Annotated in this window: 15 protein-coding genes; 12 read left to right on the plus strand and 3 right to left on the minus strand. The window is 51.6% G+C overall.

Translation table 11 applies throughout. The features are described from left to right. Positions 1–27: 27 nt before the first annotated feature. Positions 28–369 (plus strand): hypothetical protein, encoded by a 342-nt coding sequence (locus CRO03_RS05955; RefSeq protein WP_097110702.1) that lies wholly within the window; start codon positions 28–30, stop codon positions 367–369. An 80-nt stretch (positions 370–449) separates the two neighbouring features. Here the strand turns inward: CRO03_RS05955 and CRO03_RS05960 are convergent, their stop codons facing one another. Together CRO03_RS05960 and CRO03_RS05965 are read right to left on the minus strand one after the other, a co-directional pair. Next, a complete protein-coding gene (locus CRO03_RS05960; protein ID WP_097110703.1) occupies positions 450–2,180 on the minus strand; it encodes an SGNH/GDSL hydrolase family protein in 1,731 nt (576 codons plus the stop codon). A gap of 4 nt (positions 2,181–2,184) precedes the next feature. Further along, the gene (locus CRO03_RS05965; RefSeq protein ID WP_097110704.1) at positions 2,185–3,996 is read right to left on the minus strand and encodes an SGNH/GDSL hydrolase family protein; all 1,812 of its coding nucleotides are present in this window, start codon (positions 3,994–3,996) and stop codon (positions 2,185–2,187) included. A 149-nt stretch (positions 3,997–4,145) separates the two neighbouring features. On the opposite strand from CRO03_RS05965, the gene CRO03_RS05970 reads away from it, so the two are divergent. The 8 genes from CRO03_RS05970 (at position 4,146) to CRO03_RS06005 (ending at position 14,776) form a co-directional block, all read left to right on the plus strand. Beyond that, positions 4,146–5,984, plus strand: coding sequence for a carbamoyltransferase family protein (locus CRO03_RS05970; protein ID WP_097110705.1), 1,839 nt, complete (start codon positions 4,146–4,148; stop codon positions 5,982–5,984). A 38-nt stretch (positions 5,985–6,022) separates the two neighbouring features. Continuing rightward, positions 6,023–6,448: an SxtJ family membrane protein gene (locus tag CRO03_RS05975; protein ID WP_097110706.1), complete on the plus strand. Its 426-nt coding sequence runs from the start codon at positions 6,023–6,025 to the stop codon at positions 6,446–6,448. Next, entirely contained in the window at positions 6,448–6,600 is a 153-nt protein-coding gene (locus tag CRO03_RS18420; RefSeq protein ID WP_008984845.1) for a DUF5989 family protein, read from the plus strand. The genes CRO03_RS05975 and CRO03_RS18420 overlap by 1 nt, the downstream gene beginning before the upstream one ends. A 133-nt stretch (positions 6,601–6,733) precedes the next feature. Next, positions 6,734–7,972 carry a DEAD/DEAH box helicase gene (locus CRO03_RS05985; RefSeq protein ID WP_097110707.1) on the plus strand — a complete coding sequence of 413 codons (1,239 nt, stop codon included), beginning with the start codon at positions 6,734–6,736 and terminating at the stop codon, positions 7,970–7,972. 115 nt (positions 7,973–8,087) lie between these two features. Then, positions 8,088–9,296 carry an EAL and HDOD domain-containing protein gene (locus CRO03_RS05990; RefSeq protein ID WP_097110708.1) on the plus strand — a complete coding sequence of 403 codons (1,209 nt, stop codon included), beginning with the start codon at positions 8,088–8,090 and terminating at the stop codon, positions 9,294–9,296. A gap of 119 nt (positions 9,297–9,415) precedes the next feature. Then, a complete protein-coding gene (locus CRO03_RS05995) occupies positions 9,416–11,371 on the plus strand; it encodes an alpha-amylase family glycosyl hydrolase (protein WP_097110709.1) in 1,956 nt (651 codons plus the stop codon). Positions 11,372–11,373: 2 nt separating this feature from the next. Then, positions 11,374–13,839, plus strand: coding sequence for a glycoside hydrolase family 31 protein (locus CRO03_RS06000; protein ID WP_097110710.1), 2,466 nt, complete (start codon positions 11,374–11,376; stop codon positions 13,837–13,839). Between the two features lie 199 nt (positions 13,840–14,038). Continuing rightward, positions 14,039–14,776, plus strand: a complete 738-nt coding sequence (locus CRO03_RS06005) for a hypothetical protein (protein WP_141397730.1) — start codon at positions 14,039–14,041, stop codon at positions 14,774–14,776. Positions 14,777–15,218: 442 nt separating this feature from the next. Here the strand turns inward: CRO03_RS06005 and CRO03_RS06010 are convergent, their stop codons facing one another. Beyond that, positions 15,219–15,554: a winged helix-turn-helix transcriptional regulator gene (locus CRO03_RS06010; RefSeq protein WP_097110712.1), complete on the minus strand. Its 336-nt coding sequence runs from the start codon at positions 15,552–15,554 to the stop codon at positions 15,219–15,221. A 163-nt stretch (positions 15,555–15,717) separates the two neighbouring features. Between CRO03_RS06010 and CRO03_RS06015 the strand changes: the two genes are divergently transcribed. The 3 genes from CRO03_RS06015 (at position 15,718) to CRO03_RS06025 (ending at position 17,385) form a co-directional block, all read left to right on the plus strand. Next, complete coding sequence (locus CRO03_RS06015; RefSeq protein WP_097110713.1) at positions 15,718–16,044, plus strand: nuclear transport factor 2 family protein; 327 nt, start codon at positions 15,718–15,720, stop codon at positions 16,042–16,044. After that, positions 16,041–16,202: a DUF2200 family protein gene (locus tag CRO03_RS18515; RefSeq protein ID WP_245861504.1), complete on the plus strand. Its 162-nt coding sequence runs from the start codon at positions 16,041–16,043 to the stop codon at positions 16,200–16,202. The genes CRO03_RS06015 and CRO03_RS18515 overlap by 4 nt, the downstream gene beginning before the upstream one ends. A 67-nt stretch (positions 16,203–16,269) precedes the next feature. Next, positions 16,270–17,385 carry a ligand-binding sensor domain-containing protein gene (locus CRO03_RS06025; protein WP_097110714.1) on the plus strand — a complete coding sequence of 372 codons (1,116 nt, stop codon included), beginning with the start codon at positions 16,270–16,272 and terminating at the stop codon, positions 17,383–17,385. Positions 17,386–17,413 lie beyond the last annotated feature (28 nt).

The raw sequence follows: 17,413 nt of genomic DNA on the forward strand, positions 1-17,413 counted from the left end.
AGATTTTACTGTAAAAGGAGCAACTGAATGAAGCAGGTGTTAGTTGGTGCGGTTGTAACGGCAATATTGATAAGTACCCCGCAAATAGCAGCACAACAGCAGCCAGGGCAGAGTACCCATTGTCAGCTGGGCGAGTCGGTGCGGGTGGTTGAGGTGGTGTACCCGCAAGGTGGCGAGCTGCCTTGTGAGGTGCAGTACACTAAAGATGGCGCAACCAGTATGTTGTGGCAGGCGCAGAATGATGCCGGTTATTGTGAGCAACAGGCTGCGGACTTTGTTGAAAAGCTGCGTGGCTGGGGCTTTGAGTGTGTGGCGATGCCGGCGGGTAGCAAAGCAGAAGCCGATGATGACGGCAGCTCTGCTAACTAACAGGCTGGTAGCTAACCGCTCTGTTAACTAACAACAGCGCTAACCTGGCGCTTATAACCTCTGTCTGTAACGCCAGCGGATTATAAGGCCAGGGTGGCTTGCAGTTGTTGTATTTGCTGCTGCACCTGTGACGATGCCTGGGGTGCTAGTATTGCCCGCTGTAAATACCCTTTTGCTTCGCCCTGCCGGCCGGCTTTTAGCAGAATTTGCGCTGCCTGCTGGTTAGCATTAGCATCATGCGGCAGCGCATCCGCAATAATTTTTAAGGTTTTTAGCAGCATATCGCCATCGCCTTGCTGGTGATAATAGCGGGCATTGCGATTTTGCAGGCTGAGCCAGTCCAGTTTACCCTCGACATAAGCCTGGCCCCATTGCTGCTGTGGTGTTCGCGCTACCGGAAACGTTACCTGCTGTGGTTCCTCACTAAACGGATAGTCGGCTTTCAGCTGTAAAATACGTAAATAGCCGGCGTATTCCTCGGCCGGCGTTATCGGCCGCTCCTGCCATGCTATGTTTGCCGGTACAAGATTTGCCGGAACCGGCTGTTGCCAGCTGGCCAACGCCTGATCCCGCCCCAGCGCCTTATAAAAACTGTCGGCCAGTAAAAAATAACCCTGCACATTCGGATGCAGATGTTCCAGCAGCAGGCTGTTGCCCACCAGGCCCTTAGGCGAGTTGGCGATAAAGGCCGCTTCGGTATCGACCAGGGTGGCGTTATAGCGAACGGCCAGCTTGCGGATTTGCTGATTAATGGCTTCGGGTGCCCGAAAGCGCAGTAAATCATGCTCCTTTGCCAGTAAAAACTGCGTGCGGGCTTGTTCAGACATGCCCCGCTGTTGGTACTGCTGGCCCAGCAAATAATGAAAATCGGCCGAGCCGGCACTGGCGGCCTGGGCGGCGAGAGCGTCCAGCACAGCCACGTCGACTGACGGCTTGCCAGCGGCAGATGCCGCCGGTAACTGGCTTAATACTGTCTCCGGTATCGGTGTGCTATTGAATGGCGGCTGGTCGGCGAGATTACTGACCAGCGTGCTGATATACACCGGGATGTCAGCCCGCTGATATTTAGCCAGCAACCGGCTGAGATTGCTGTCAAACTGCTCAAGCCCGGCTTGAAACTGCGCAGAGCCAAGCGCGATGGCTTTATCCCGCGCCACCCTGGCCATAAAAGTGCGGCTGCTTTCATCCGCTGCCTGTAGCGGTTGGTTCAGCTGCTGATACAGCTGTTCCATTAACTGAAAGCTGTGCAGTTGACGCAGGTTGATCAGCAGCCGGGTAACGCCCGGACTCTGGCTGGCCAGATAATTTGAACCCACGCCAAGTAAACCCAGATACTCGTTATGGCCGGCGTAAATCAGCACCGCATCCGGTTTAATGGCAATAATTTCGTCGGCCAGATCAAGTAAGGTATAGCTGTTAACCGCCGCCAGCGCAGTGTTGACCACTTCAACACGCTGCTTGGGGAAAGTGCGGCTTAGCCGTTGCTCCAGCATTGCTGCCAGTGACGCGCCAGTGCCATACGGGTAACCGGCGGCGGTTGAGCCGCCTTGCACCACCAGCCTGATTGCGTTGTCTGGCTTGTCTGCCAATAAAAAGGCCGGCTCCATTTTTACCGAGGGTAGCGCAGTATTATTGGCAAAATAGCGTTTAACAATATCAGTTTCGCTGACCAGATAGGCCGGATTGGCCGGGTTGATTTTAAACAGCGGCCAGTTCTGGCCAGCGCCGGTTGCCCGCAGCGCCAGTTCTGCCAGCAGCAACACCAGCAGGGGTAATATCAGGGCAATGGCCCGGAACAGCCAAATCCGCATCAGTTTACTCTCCCGTTGTCAGTTGTTGCTGCAGTTGCCGCTGCTGGCGCAGTGCCACCGGGTGCTCTGGCTGCAACGCCAGGATTTGCTCTACTTCAGTAAGCGCCCGGTTAAGCTGTTGCTGATAATAATAACTGCGGGCCAGCATTAAACGATAGTCTGTGTTGTCGGGGGCTATGCCCACGGCTTTGCGTTGATAATGGGCTGCCAATGCCAATTGCTGGCTGTCGAAATACAGCTGGCCAGCAACAAAAGCCAGATGGCTCTCGGTTGGCAGGGCATCAGCCAGTAACCCAGCGACTTTGGCGGCGTCGCTGATCCGGCCCTGCTGCTGATACAGGGTAACCAGCCGCTGGCTGGCTTCCAGCCAGCTTAAGCCGTTGCTGCGCCCACGGGCCAGCTCACTGTATGGGTTATTGCTGGCAGCAAACGTTACCTGTTTTGGTGTTGGCACAAACGGATAATCCGCAGTCAGCTGGCGTACTTTAAACTCTGCCAGGGCCAGGTCGACTTCAGTTAACGGCATATCGGCCAGTGCCTGCTGCGCCGTCACTACTACGCTGGGGTCTGGGGTCAGCCCCAACTGTTGTTGCACCGCAGGTAAAAAGGCCTCAGCCAGCCAGAAATAACCCAACTGGTTCGGGTGCAAATGTTCCAGCATCAGCTGTTTGCCAATAATGCCATCCGGGCTGTGCCAGCGCAGCAATGCCTCGCCATCAACCAGTGGCACGGCAAAGCTGGTACTAAGCTTGTTAAGCGCGGCATTAATGGCCAGCGGTGCCCGAAACCGAAGTAAGTCATGCTCCCGCGCCTGCTGATAATGCTGTAATGCCAGCTCTGCCTCGCCGCTTTGCCGGTAAAACGCTGCCAGTTGAAAGTGCCAGCTGGCGACATTGGGTTGCGCGGCCAGAGCCTGCTGCAGCTGTGGTTTATCCGGGTTAACCAACGCCGGCTCTGCTGAAACAAAGGGCGGCTGATCTGCTTCATTACTGGCAATAGTGCTAAGTACCAGCGGAATGCCAGCTGCCTGATATGTCGCCAGCAACTGGCTTATATTGGCATTAAACTGGGCAATGCCAGCATTAAAGGTTGCTGAACCATGCGGAATTTCAGTATGACGGGCAATCTGGGCCATCAGGGTCCGGTCGGCAGTAAACGCGGCCGGCGTGCTGAGCCAGGCTGCAATACGCTGCATTGCCTGAAACAGCGCCAGCTTGCGCAACTTTAAATACAGCAGTTTAGTGGCATGACTGTATTCGCCGGCAAAGGCCGAGCCCACCCCCATTATCCCTAAAAATTCATTGTGGCCGGCATATAGCAGTACCAGATCAGGCTGTAAGGCAATAACCTCGTCGGTGATATCCAGCAGGGCGTAAGAATTAATCGCCGCCATTGCCAGATTAACCACTTCAATATTCTGCTCGGGGTACAGCCTTTTTAAGCGCTGTTGCAACATAGCCGCCGGGGCGCCCCAGCGCCCAAAAGGAAAGCCGGCAGCCGATGAGCCACCAATAAATACAACGCGAAGCTGGCCGGGCGCTTTTTCCGCCAGAAAATATTGGGTATCGGGGCTGAGCTGTGGTGCCAGTTCTGGCGTGGCAAAATAGCGGTTAATCAACGCCGGGTTGGCCTGCAGGTAGCCCGGCATCGCTGCTGCCGGCACCACTAACGGGTAGCGCTGGTACAGGCTGGTCTGGCGCAGCAACAGCTCTGCAAGCAGCAACAATAGCAGCGGTATGGCCAAGGCTATAGTGTAGAACAGCAGTTTTCTGCTGCTTGCTGTTTTATGCGCTGCTGAGGACGGATATTCGGGCATGGGTTCAGCTTTTTACGGCACAATAAAAATGACGGTACCTGATGTTAATAAACTCAGCAAGTTTTGGCGCATTTGAACTACCGGCTGTTGTCAATTAAGGTTACTTTAGAGAGGTGTTCTGTAACGGGTGGTGCTGTTAAAGCCGGCTTATGCAATATATTCTGGGGATATCCTGTTTTTACCATGACAGTGCGGCCTGCTTACTGGCCGACGGGGTTATTGTGGCTGCCGCTCAGCAGGAGCGGTTTAGCCGGTTAAAGCACGACCCGGCGTTTCCGGCAGACGCTATCCGCTATTGTCTGGCTGAAGCCGGGATCAGCGTAAGCGATCTGAGCGCTGTGGTGTTTTACGATAAGCCACTGCTGAAGTTTGAACGGCTGCTGGAAACCTATCTGGCTAATGTGCCACGCGGTTTTCGCTCGTTTCTGGCGGCGATGCCTATCTGGCTGAAAGAGAAACTATATTTAAAAATGGTGCTGCGCCGCGAGCTGCGTACCCTCGCTAAGCTGGATCGCAAAGCCAAACTGCCGCGGTTACTGTTTAGTCAGCATCATCAGGCGCATGCTGCCTCGGCGTTTTATCCCAGCCCATTCCAGCAAGCGGCGGTAATTTGTCTGGATGGGGTTGGCGAGTGGGCTACCTCAACCATCTGGCATGGAAAAGACAACACCCTAACGCCGCTGTTTGAACTGCAATTTCCACATTCGCTTGGTTTGTTGTATTCAGCATTTACCTACTATTGTGGTTTTAAGGTCAATTCCGGTGAGTACAAGCTGATGGGTCTGGCGCCCTATGGCGAGCCGCGTTTTGTTGACACTATTTACCGTGAGCTTATCGACGTTAAAGCAGATGGCAGCTTTGCCCTGAATATGGCCTATTTTGGCTATCCGGTGGGCTCCAGAATGACCAGCCGTAAGTTTGAGCAGCTGTTTGGCGCGCCACCGCTGCAGCCGGATGCTACCCCCGGGCAGCTTTATCTGGATTTAGCCAGCTCGGTGCAGCAGGTTACCGAAGAGATCGTACTGAAAATTGCCAGGCATGCCCATAAATTAACCGGTGAGTCTAAACTCTGCCTGGCCGGTGGCGTGGCACTGAATTGTGTCGCCAATGGCCGTTTGCTGCGCGAAGGGCCTTTTACTGATATCTGGGTGCAGCCGGCAGCGGGCGATGCCGGCGGGGCGTTAGGTGCCGCTATGCTGGTTTGGCATCAGTATTATCAGCAACCCAGAACCAGCGATGAGCACCATGATCAGATGCAGGGTGGCTATCTGGGCCCGGCTTATAGTGAAGCCGAAATATGCCAGTTACTTGATAGCCAGCAGATACCCTACCAGCAGTTAACTGACGATATGCTGTATCACAGTACGGCCGGTTTACTGGCGGCGGGCCAGGTGGTGGGCTGGTTTCAGGGCCGAATGGAATTTGGCCCCAGGGCGCTCGGTAACCGCTCTATTCTGGGAGATGCCAGAAGTAGCGCGATGCAAAGCATTCTTAATTTGAAAATAAAACAGCGCGAGTCATTCCGGCCGTTTGCGCCGGCAGTGCTGGCTGAGCGGGCCAGTGATTTTTTCGATCTGAACTGCGCCAGCCCTTATATGTTGCTGGTGGCCAAACTAAACCGCGAGCTTTGGATCAGCCAGCCAGACGAAGCCACAGGGTTAGCCCGGTTGGCACAGCAACGTTCCAGTCTGCCGGCCATAACCCATATTGATTACAGCGCCCGGGTGCAAACGGTTAGTAAGCAAGGTAACCCGGAGTTCTATCATCTTTTGCAAACCTTTAATGAACTGACGGCGACCCCGTTACTGATCAATACCTCGTTTAATGTCCGCGGTGAGCCGCCGGTATGTAGCCCTGAAGATGCGTTACAGGGCTTTTTAGCCACCGATATGGATTATCTGGTGCTGGGGAATTGTTTACTTAGTAAAACCGAGCAACAGCCGGCGCAGCTGGCTGCTGCCAGGCTACGCAGCTTTATTGCAGATTAGCCATCTGCTTTAATTAACGAAATTTTAAGGGAAACAAAATGCAGCTGTTATTAAAAACCGACCATAGCGGGCTGCGTACCTTTGGCTGGCAAATGGCCATCGCCATACCACTGGTATTTTCGTTGTTATTACCCTGGCTATTCGGCTGGCTGGGCGCTGGCCGCATGCCGCTGTGGCCACTGGCGGTGTCGGTGGTGTTTTTACTATTGGCGGTAACCTGGCCGGCAGGCTTATATTATCCGTACCGGTTGTGGATGGCCTTTGCCCGGGTAATGGCCTGGCTCAACACCCGGCTATTGCTGGGCATCGTATTTTATTTGCTGATATTGCCACTGGGCCTGGTGCTGCGGCTGTTTGGTAAGTTGCAGTATCAGCACAGCTGCAAGCATAAACCCGCTGGCGACAGTTACTGGCTGGCGCCAGATAAAATACCCGGCGCCAAAGATTTAGAGGATCCGTTTTAATGCAGGAATTTTTAACTGATTTATGGGCATTTTTGCGGGTTCGCAAAAAAATCTGGTTGTTGCCAATCATTCTGGTGCTGGCGTTGCTCGGTGGTCTGGTGGTGGTAAGCCAGCAATCGGCCCTGGCGGGGTTTATTTATACCCTGTTTTAATTACCGACTGTTAAAGCAGTTTGCAGCAATATTGGCTAAAAGCTGGCAGATCCTGTAAGCTGCACGCCCTTCAAAATGAGGGCCACTGCAGCTGCGGCAGATTTTTCTCGCAGCCTTTATTGCGGGATAACGCATGCAATTTACTGATTTAAACCTTTCGAACGACATTTTAAAAGCCATCAGCGACAAAGGTTACACCACGCCATCGCCTATTCAGGCGCAGGCGATTCCGGCGGTGCTGGCCGGCCATGACTTAATGGCTGCCGCCCAGACCGGTACCGGTAAAACGGCCGGCTTTACCCTGCCTCTGCTGCAAATGCTTAGCGAAGGCAGTAGCCAGGGCCGTAAAGTCCAGGCTAACCAGGTAAGAGCGCTAATCTTAACCCCTACCCGCGAACTGGCGGCACAAATTGCTGAAAGCGTAAAAGTGTATGGCAAGTATTTGCCACTACGCTCAGCTGTGGTGTTTGGTGGCGTAAGCATTAATCCGCAGCTGATGGCACTGCGTAAAGGCGTCGATATTCTGATCGCCACCCCGGGCCGGCTGCTCGATTTATACCAGCAAAATGCCATGCGCTTTACCCAGTTAGAAGTGTTGGTGCTGGATGAAGCCGACCGGATGCTGGATATGGGTTTTATCCGCGATATTAAAAAAATTCTGGCGTTATTGCCTGCCAAACGGCAAAACCTGCTGTTCTCGGCCACCTTTTCTAATGAAATCCGTACCCTGGCCAAAGGCTTGTTGCACAATCCGGTGGAAGTCACCGTAACGCCACCGAACAGCACGGTCGAGAAAATTGAGCAGTGGGTGTATCCGGTTGATAAAAACCAGAAAGCCGCGGCGTTAATTTCACTGGCTAAACAGCATAACTGGCGCCAGGTACTGGTATTTACCCGCACCAAGCACGGTGCTAATAAGCTTAGCTTACAGCTGGAAAAGGCTGGGATTAGCGCGTTGGCTATTCATGGCAATAAGAGCCAGAACGCCCGCACCAAGGCGCTGGCCGAGTTTAAAGCCGGTACTATCCGGGTGCTGGTTGCCACCGACATTGCCGCCCGTGGGTTAGATATTGATATGCTGCCGCAAGTCGTTAACTTTGATTTACCGCATGTGGCGGAAGATTATGTGCACCGGATTGGCCGCACCGGCCGTGCTGGCAAGTCTGGCCAGGCGATATCCCTGGTATGTGCTGATGAGTCGAAAGAGCTGGCGGGCATTGAGCGTTTAACCAAACAACAAATTCCGCGTCAGGTGGTTGCCGGTTTTGAGCCGGTGCAACAGCTGGCTGACAGCAACCCGAACAGCAAACCGTACCGGCCGAAAAAGCCGAAAACCGAGCATAGAGACGGCCGGCGTTCGCCGCGCAGTTAGAGTAAAGACCGATAGTATCGCCCTTACAGCATGGATAGATAAGTTAGGGCGGCGTATTGTTATTACAGCAATTCCGAATATACTGAAGTTCATGACGTAATGGAGTTATGCAGTTATGTACGGTTATATTGCCCGCCAGCCGATTTTTGCTGCTGATAAAACGGTATATGGTTTTGAGCTATTGTTCAGGGATGGCGAAGCCAACAGTTTTCCGGACATCGACGCTGACGAAGCGACCAGCAAATTACTATTGCAGCACCACCTTTTGCTGGGTGTTGAGAGCCTGACCGGCAATAAACCGGCCTTTATTAATTTCTCTGCCGACACCCTGCTGCATCGCTTTCCTACCTCTATTAACCCGGCCAGTACGGTTATTGAAATTCTGGAAACGGTGCCGGCCAGCCCCGAGCTACTGGCTGTATGTCAGAGCCTGCACAGCCAGGGCTATAAGCTGGCGCTGGATGACCATGATTTTGACCCGAAGTGGGACGAGTTCTTGCCCTATATAACCTATGTCAAAATTGATGTATTACAGTTTAATTTGTTAGAAATAAGCCGGTATCTGCGGCGAATTGAAGGTTATAAGCTGGTATTGCTGGCCGAAAAAGTAGAAACCGCCGAGCAATTCGAAAAGCTGAAAATGATGGGCTTTGTGCTGTTTCAGGGCTATCTGTTTGCCCGGCCGGAAATGATGAAGCAAAAGCAGCTAAGCTCGAACAAGGCAAACTTACTGGCATTAATTGCCGAAGCATCAAAGCCTGAACTGGACTTTGAACTGTTGGCTGGTATTTGCCAGCGCGATGTTGGCCTGTCTTATAAGTTACTGCGCTTTGTCAATAACAGCCAGTTTGCCGCCCGCCAACCCATCAGCTCGTTAAAGCTGGCGATGGTGTCGATGGGTGAGCCTGAGCTGAAAAAGTTTATTGCACTGTTAGCTCTGGCCAATTTAGCCGATGGTAAACCAGACGCCAGGCTGACCGTGGCATTAGTTCGCGCCCGCTTTTGCGATTTGCTGGCTGAGCAAAAGCACATGTCGAATAACCCGCCCAGCGCATTTTTAACCGGTTTATTCTCTAACGTCCATGAAATTATCGAGCAGCCGCAACCGCTAATGCTGGAGCAACTGCCGCTGCAAACCGAAATTAAACAAGCCTTGCTGGCGCAAAGTGGTTTATTGGGCCAGATGTTGCAACTGACCCTGGCTTTTGAGCGCGGCGACTGGGAAACAACGGTAAATCTGGAGCAGCAAATCAGCGGTATTGCTGAGCTGGCCGAGGTTTATCAGCAGGCAGTGCGCTGGGCCGACAGTATTCTGGTTAGCTAACCGGGCCATAATAATAAGCTCGTCAGACAACTTGCATACGTATGCAGCAATCAAACACAACCATTAATGGTCATTCTGCGGTAACTTACTGGGTTAAAACAGTGGCAGGGTAAACCGTAATGACGACACAACATAAAACCAAAACTAACTCCTTTCGTCCCCGCATTAATCTTATGCTGGCAGCTTTCGCTGCGCTTAGTCTGACCAGTTGCGGTCAGCCGCCAGCTGAAGTGACAACGCCTGTCACTACTCACTCTGAAGCGAAGCCTGAAAATGACCCCAGCGCCACTGGGCGCCATGGTAAGCCGGTGGTGTATCAGGTGTTTACCCGCTTATTTGGCAATACCAATACCAGCAATAAACCCTGGGGCACGTTAGAGGAAAACGGCGTCGGTAAGTTTAATGACTTTAGCGATGAGGCCCTGGCCGGCATTAAAGCACTGGGTACCAGCCATATCTGGTATACCGGGGTGCCACACCATGCGGTCATTAACGACTACACCGCCTATGGCATTAGCCTGGACGACCCTGATGTGGTCAAAGGCCGCGCCGGTTCGCCCTATGCAGTAAAAGACTATTACAGCGTGAACCCTGATTTAGCCGAAGATCCGGCCAACCGGCTGGCTGAATTCAAAGCCCTGGTTGAGCGCACCCATAAGCACGGAATGCAGGTGCTGATTGATATCGTACCGAACCATGTGGCGCGCGATTATCAGTCGCTGGCTAAGCCGGAGGGCGTAGCCGATTTTGGCGCTAACGATGACAGCAGTGTTGAATATCAGCGCGACAATAACTTTTATTATGTGCCGGGCCAGCCATTTCAGGTGCCACAATGGCCCGCCAGTTATCAGCTGTTAGGTGGCGAGATTCACCCGCTGGCTGATGGTAAATTTTTGGAAAACCCGGCCAAGTGGACCGGCAACGGCGCCCGCGCCGCCCAGCCGGCCTTTGATGACTGGTACGAGACGGTAAAAATTAACTACGGTGCGCGGCCCGACGGCAGCTACGATTTCGATACGTTGCCGGCGGAATACGCTGAAAAAGACTGGCAGGCGCATTATCAGTTCTGGCAGGGTAAGGATGTACCGGATTCCTGGCTGAAATTTCGTGATATCACCCTGTACTGGCTGGATTTCGGCGTTGATGGCTTTCGTTACGATATGGCAGAAATGGTACCGGTAGAATTCTGGAGCTATTTAAATTCGCATATTAAACAGGTTAACCCGGATGCGTTCTTGCTGGCCGAGGTGTATCAGCCCGACTTATACCGCGACTACATTAAACTGGGTTTAATGGACTACCTGTATGACAAGGTGGAATTTTACGACAGCTTAAAACTGGTAATGCAAGGCAAGGGCCCGACTTCGGCTTTGGTAGAAACCCAGCAACGGATGGCCGATATTGAACAGCATATGCTGCACTTTCTGGAAAACCACGACGAGCAGCGCATTGCCAGCCCGGATTTTGCCGGTGATGCCCGTAAAGGCATGCCTGCAATGGTGGTATCGGCGTTAATCAGCACCTCGCCAACGATGCTGTACTTTGGCCAGGATGTCGGTGAACCGGGCGCCGAAGACGCCGGCTTTGGTAAGCCGACCCGTACCAGTATTTTCGATTACATTGGCGTGCCGCATCATCAGCGCTGGATGAATGGCGGTAAGTTTGACGGCGGGGCGCTAAGCAAAGACGAAGCCGCACTGCGGGACTTTTATGTACGGTTAATGACCTTTAGTGCCAATGCCCCGGCCTTAATGGCTGACTACTATCAGCTGCATACTGCTAACCTGGCTAATAACAGCGCCTACAGTGAGCAACAGCTGGCCTTTGCCCGTTACAGTGACGCTCAGCAGTTAATTGTGGTTAGTAATTTTAATGCTGGGCAAGCCAGCGAATTTGAACTGATATTGCCCGCTGAGCTGATTAGCCAGTGGCAACTGGCCGATGGCAACCATAGTCTGGCGGGCCAGTTAGGCGAAGGCGCAGCCGAACTGCAGGTTACAAATGGTGTGGGTCGGGTTAATATTGCCCTGCCGCCGCTGGGTTCAGTGGTGTACCGCGTGCAGTATCAGGAGTAAACATGCGCTATTTTGTTACGTTAAGCCGCTTACTGGCGGTTTTTAGCTTACTTGCCGCTTTTAGTCTGGCTGCGGCCGATTATCAGTCGCACCGCCAGCTCGGCAATCAGTTAGTGTTAAAAACCAGCGACGGTGAGCTGACTATTACCTTCTTTCAGCCACAGGTGGCCGAGGTGCATTATCAGCCGGCCGGGGCAAAGCAGTTACCTTCTTTTGCGATAGGCACGGCACCGGCACCGCTGACTTTAACGGTAACTAACAATGGTGATCACCTGCTGTACCGCTCGGCAGAAATGCGGATTAAGATCGCCAAATCGCCGCTTAAACTGAGCTTTTATCGTGGCGAACAACTGATCACCGAAGAGCAGCCCGGCTTTTTTCAAGGTAAAGAGCAGCTCGGTTTTAAATTTCGCTTAACCGAGCAGGAAAAACTGTTCGGCGCCGGCCAGCGGGTATTGGGTATGGACCGTCGTGGCCATCGCCTGCCGCTGTATAACAAAGCGCACTATGGCTACAGCACCGAGTCAGAGCAAATGTATTTCAGCCTGGCTGGGGTAATGTCGAGCAACAAGTATATGTTGCTGTTTGATAACTCGGCCAGTGGCCATATTGACCTTGGCAAAACAGCAGCCGACACCCTGGAGTTCAGCGCAGTGGGCGGCCGCAGTGCTTATATCGTGGTGGCTGGTGATAGCTTCCCTGAGCTTATCGATAATTACCTTACCGTAAGTGGCAAGCCGCCATTACCAGCGCGCTGGACCCTGGGCAGCTATGCCTCGCGCTTTGGTTATCGCAGCGAGGCCGAAGCCCGGGCGGTAGTACAGAAATACCGCGATTTAGGCCTGCCGCTGGATGCGATAGTGCTCGATTTATATTGGTTTGGCCCCGACATTAAAGGCCATATGGGTAACCTGGCCTGGGACAGCGAGGCCTTCCCAGAGCCAGAGCAAATGCTGGCTGATTTTAAAGCCGATGGCGTTAAAACCATTTTAGTGACCGAGCCTTTTATCTTAACCAGCTCAAAGCGCTGGCAGGAAGCGGTCGCTGCTGATGTACTGGCAATAGCGCCGGATGGAAGCCCGCAGACTTTTGATTTTTACTTTGGTAATACTGGTTTAATTGACGTATTTAACCCGGTCGCGGCCGACTGGTTCTGGCAGATTTATAAAGATTTAGCCGAGCAGGGTGTAGCCGGAGTATGGGGCGATTTAGGCGAGCCGGAAGTGCATCCGTCTGACACCCAGCATCTGCTGGGCAGTGCCGATGAAATTCACAATGCCTACGGCCATCGTTGGGCCGAGCTGGTGTATCGCGGCTATAAGCGTAACTTTGCCGACACCCGGCCCTTTATTATGATGCGGGCCGGCAGCCTGGGCTCGCAGCGCTATGGTATGGTGCCGTGGACCGGTGACGTAGAGCGCAGCTGGGGTGGCCTGCAGCCACAGGTGGAATTAGCGCTGCAAATGAGTCTGTTCGGTTTTGGCTATATCCACTCAGATTTGGGCGGCTTTGCCGGGGGCGAAACTTTCGATCCGGAACTGTATATCCGCTGGTTGCAATATGGCGTATTTCAGCCGGTATACCGGCCGCATGCCCAGGAGCATATCGCACCCGAGCCGGTGTTTCACAGCAAGCAGGTTATCGACACCCTGCGCCCCTACCTGAACCTGCGTTATCAGTTACTGCCGTATTTATACACCATGGCCTGGCAGCACAGCCAAACCGGCATGCCACTGATGCGGCCGCTGTTTTTTGCCGATGAAGGCAACACCAACTATATGGACGAGACCAACAGCTACCTGTGGGGCGACGCCTTTTTAGTGGCGCCGGTAACCCAGCCCGGTGTGCGTAGCTGGCCGGTGAATATGCCAGATGGCGTCTGGTTCGACTTTTTCAGTGGCAAGCGTTATCAGGGCGGTCAGCTGACAGAAGTGCCGGTAAGTATTGATACCATACCAGTACTGGTAAAAGCCGGCAGCTTTGTGCCCATGGTTGAGTCAATGGCCAGTACTCAGGATTACAGCTCAGCCAGGCTTACCGTGCATTATTACGCTGACAAAAGCGTCAGCTGCGCCAAAGGCCAGATGTATGAAGACGACGGTAGCAGCACCAATAGCACTGAAAACGGTAACTATGAGTTATTAAATTTCTATGCCCTTGATTCTACTGGTGAGAACTCTTCTGCTGAGGGGAATGAAGACGGCCTGAAGCTGGAATTTACTCGCAGTGGTGGTGAGAATGGTGGCGATTATACCGGCAAACCCGAGAGCCGCGAGCTAACGGTAGTGCTGCATAACCAAACCGGCAAAGCTGAGCGGGTCACGGTAAATGGCCAGTTTATCGCCATCGTCGCTCAACCACAGCGCTTCGCTCGCCAGCGAAACGTGGCGTACTACGATAAAGCCAGCAAGCAGTTAAAAATTAAAACCCACTGGCAAGGCGAAAAGCTGCAACTGCAGGTGCGTTAAGTTACGCACCCTTGTCTTTAACTAAACAACAATCTCAGTTTTTACTGGGGTTGTTGTTCAGGCCAGTCAGTTGCTCAGTCGTTTCCCCGATACCAGATATAACGCCAAACTTATGTTGATTTGCCTGAACTTATTGCGTAACTTCATTTACAAAGAGAGGGTTTAATTTACACGTTATAAAAGAGTGAGTGTATACAGAATGAAGAAAGTAGTCGTGTTCGCAATTGTGTTTTCAGTGATTCTAATTTCGGCGTATCAATTTTTTAATATAGCGGAGCGTCACTCTGATGGCCCCCAGGATTTAGAAGTTAGGCACATGCCTAATGCTGAGTTGGAGTTGCAGCAAACTAAAGTTGATGCAACTGGAGAGAGTCGGCAAGTTACAGGGAGCAGTGTTTTTATATCTATAGATGATATAGAAAAGACAGTCGACTCTGCTGCAGAATTGGCCGGACAAATGGGGCGTGGTTCAAGTGCTCAAGAAGAGAATGTCTCATATGAACTGGTTTCATGGTCTGAAGACTATAAAAAAGAACTATTTCTGATTGTAGATGAGAATATGCCCCAACATTCTGCTGACTTTATGAAGTTGCAAATAAACAAAAACAGTAGTCATATCAATAATAATGAGCTGAAACAAGACCCAGCTATAGATGAAAATTGGGCCTATATTATGGAGCAGGATATCCGTAGTTTAATAAACCAACATCAACTAAAAGCGGAATTCGATATATTAAGTGTTACATGCAAACAGCTATCTTGCGAGATATTGGGAATTGAATACACAGCACAGTCCTGGCAGAAAATTTATGTTAGTTTGCTTACTGCTTTGCCAAATGTAGTATTTCCAGATGTTGGTGGTGCAGCACCGACTTTCAGTATAAACGAAGGAGCAAGAGATTTGGTCTTCGGCCGAATTTCATTTAAGAAAAGCTAACATCTGTTGTTACGAAGGAAGCATGTTCATTCATGACTGACCACCCTGTTTTTAAAATGGCCTTTGCCAAAGTCTAAGGGATGCTTACAGTACCGATAGTTATCTTATTTTCTTGCTGGCCTACATAGTATTCAGCAAAAAGCTTGCGGGCAAGCTGAGAAGCATGCAGGGTCAGGTCTTGGAGAAGCATGCGGGATCACGTCTTGCATCTTGCTTCGCAACTTTGAATCAAAAGGGTCAGTGAATCAAAAGGGTCAGTGTCATTGATTCGGTATCAGGTATGAATCAAAAGGGTCAGTGTCATTGATTCGGTATCAGGTAAGATTGAATCAAAAGGGTCAGTGTAATTGATTCGGTATCAGGTAAGATTAGTGGCGCAAATATCGTTGATACTGACCCTCTAGATCCCCTCCGCACGAGAACATTGTTCAATTTAATATATTTATCTGTCGTGATTTTCGCGCAGGTCTGCCCATTTCAGCAGGGCGTCAAGCGCCGGACATAGCGCCTGGCCCCAGTCAGTTAATGCATATTCGACCTTAGGGGGCGCTTGAGCATGAACTATGCGCCGCACTACCCCGTCAACTTCCATCTGGCGCAGCTGCTGAATCAGCATCTTTTGGGTGATGGTAGGAATTGCCTTTTCAAGCTCGGAAAATCGTAACACCTGTCCACCAAACAGGTGAAACATAATGACTAACTTCCATTTTCCGTCAAAGATTTTAAGTGCCTGCTCTACACCCTTTGCTGCCGTAACGGGAGTCCAGTTTTTTTCCATTTTTTTTATTCTCTACAATGCTTGCCAGTCAAAAAACTTACTTTTTAGTATGTACCTTACCTTTTTATGCGTTCTTGAAGTAGCTAAAGCGTAATCCTATTCTGCTGAGGTAGCCATTCGGAACACATAGGGTGCTCCGCTTATAAACCAGGGAATTACTGAGATGAATATTAATCTACCAAAGCCTATTGGCGATTATTTTTCAGCTGACCGGGCAGACAGTGAGGCTGTTGCTAACTGTTTTACTGATAATGCGATTGTTACAGACGAAAACCACACCTATCGGGGCAAAGCGGCAATTAAACAATGGAAAACAGACTCGTCAAAGAAGTTCAGCTACAGCGTTGAGCCTTTTAGTTTGGTAGAAAAGGCGGGCAAAACCATTGTAAGCAGTAAGGTAACAGGCAATTTTCCCGGCAGCCCTGTTAATCTTAACTATATTTTCAGTCTTGAGGGCGGCAAGATAGCTACGCTGGAGATCACACTATGAGCTTTGATCTTGGACTGGCCGGGTGTCATTATTCACGTTACCTCCATCCAAAACCAATTACCATGGCCGATCCGTTAATGCGCAAAATACGCTATTTAGATAAGCTGATAGACGAGCTGACCAAAGGCAAAGTCATGGCAAAAATTTTGCGGCAGTAGTGCTTGCTTGTATTTAATTATTATCTGACCCCAATTTTTAATTTTTAGGAAGCAGACCGAGGCAATTGTGAAGAAAAACAGAAGAATCCATGCCGGTTGGACGGCTTTACTGGCGATTTTGTGGGCCGGCGCTTGTTTGGGCCAGCAGGCTTCGGCCAGAGACAGCGGCCAGGTAACGGCCGATCGTGCGCCAGCAACAATTTTGGAGGCCAGCGATGCGAAATTGCAGCTCAGGTTTTCCACTGTCATCAGTTCTATCTTCGAGGACAGTAAAGGGCGCTTCTGGTTCGGCAGCCAGCAGGAAGGCGTGGCACTGTTCGATGGCAGTGCCTTCACCTACTACACAGTAAGCGATGGGCTGAGCGGTAATCAGATCAGGACGATTCAGGAAGATCAGGCCGGCGTGATGTGGTTCGGCACAGGAAACGGTGTCACCAGTTTCGATGGCAATAAGTTCAAGATCCGTACCGGTAGAGCACAGCAGGGGCTGGCCTTTACTTCAGGGAATACCTGGCAGTCGAATGCTGGCGACCTCTGGTTTCCCGGCGATAACGCACGGGGTAAAGGCGTCGATGGGCAGGGCGTGTTTCGATATGATGGCCGCTCGCTTTCCTATCTGACCTTCCCCTTGCCCCCTGGAGTTGATGAACAGAATCCATATCTGGTGACCAGCATCGCAAAGGGACAGAACAACAAGGTCTGGTTCGGAACCTATCCAGCCGTATTCGGCTATGACGGTCAATCCTTCACGATCATCAACAACAAGAGCGTGGGAGCCGGGTCTGCAGGCGAGCCAATGTATGTCCGAAGTGTATTCGAAGACAGCAGAGGAAGACTTTGGATAGGCAATAACGGGCTTGGGGTTTTGCTTTACGATGGTCAGGCTGTCTCCAACTTCACCGAGCAGCACGGTCTCAGCATCAGGGAAAGGGGGCCTACCGGGTCTCTTGGTCGGGTATTCTCTATTGCCGAAGACAGCGCCGGCAATATCTGGTTTGGAACAAGCGACAATGGTGCATGGCGCTTCGATGGCGAGTCGTTGACGAACTTCACCATGGCAGACGGTCTGACCAGCCACATGGTGTGGAGTATCTATCGTGACAGGAGGGGAGCTCTGTGGTTTGGTATGGGTGATGGCAGTGTAATGCGATTCAACGGCGAGTCGTTCGACAGGGTTTACTGATTTTCCCCTATAAGAGCTTGTCTATCCA

This window comes from Arsukibacterium tuosuense (assembly GCF_900215315.1).
Lineage (GTDB): Bacteria > Pseudomonadota > Gammaproteobacteria > Enterobacterales > Alteromonadaceae > Alishewanella > Alishewanella tuosuense.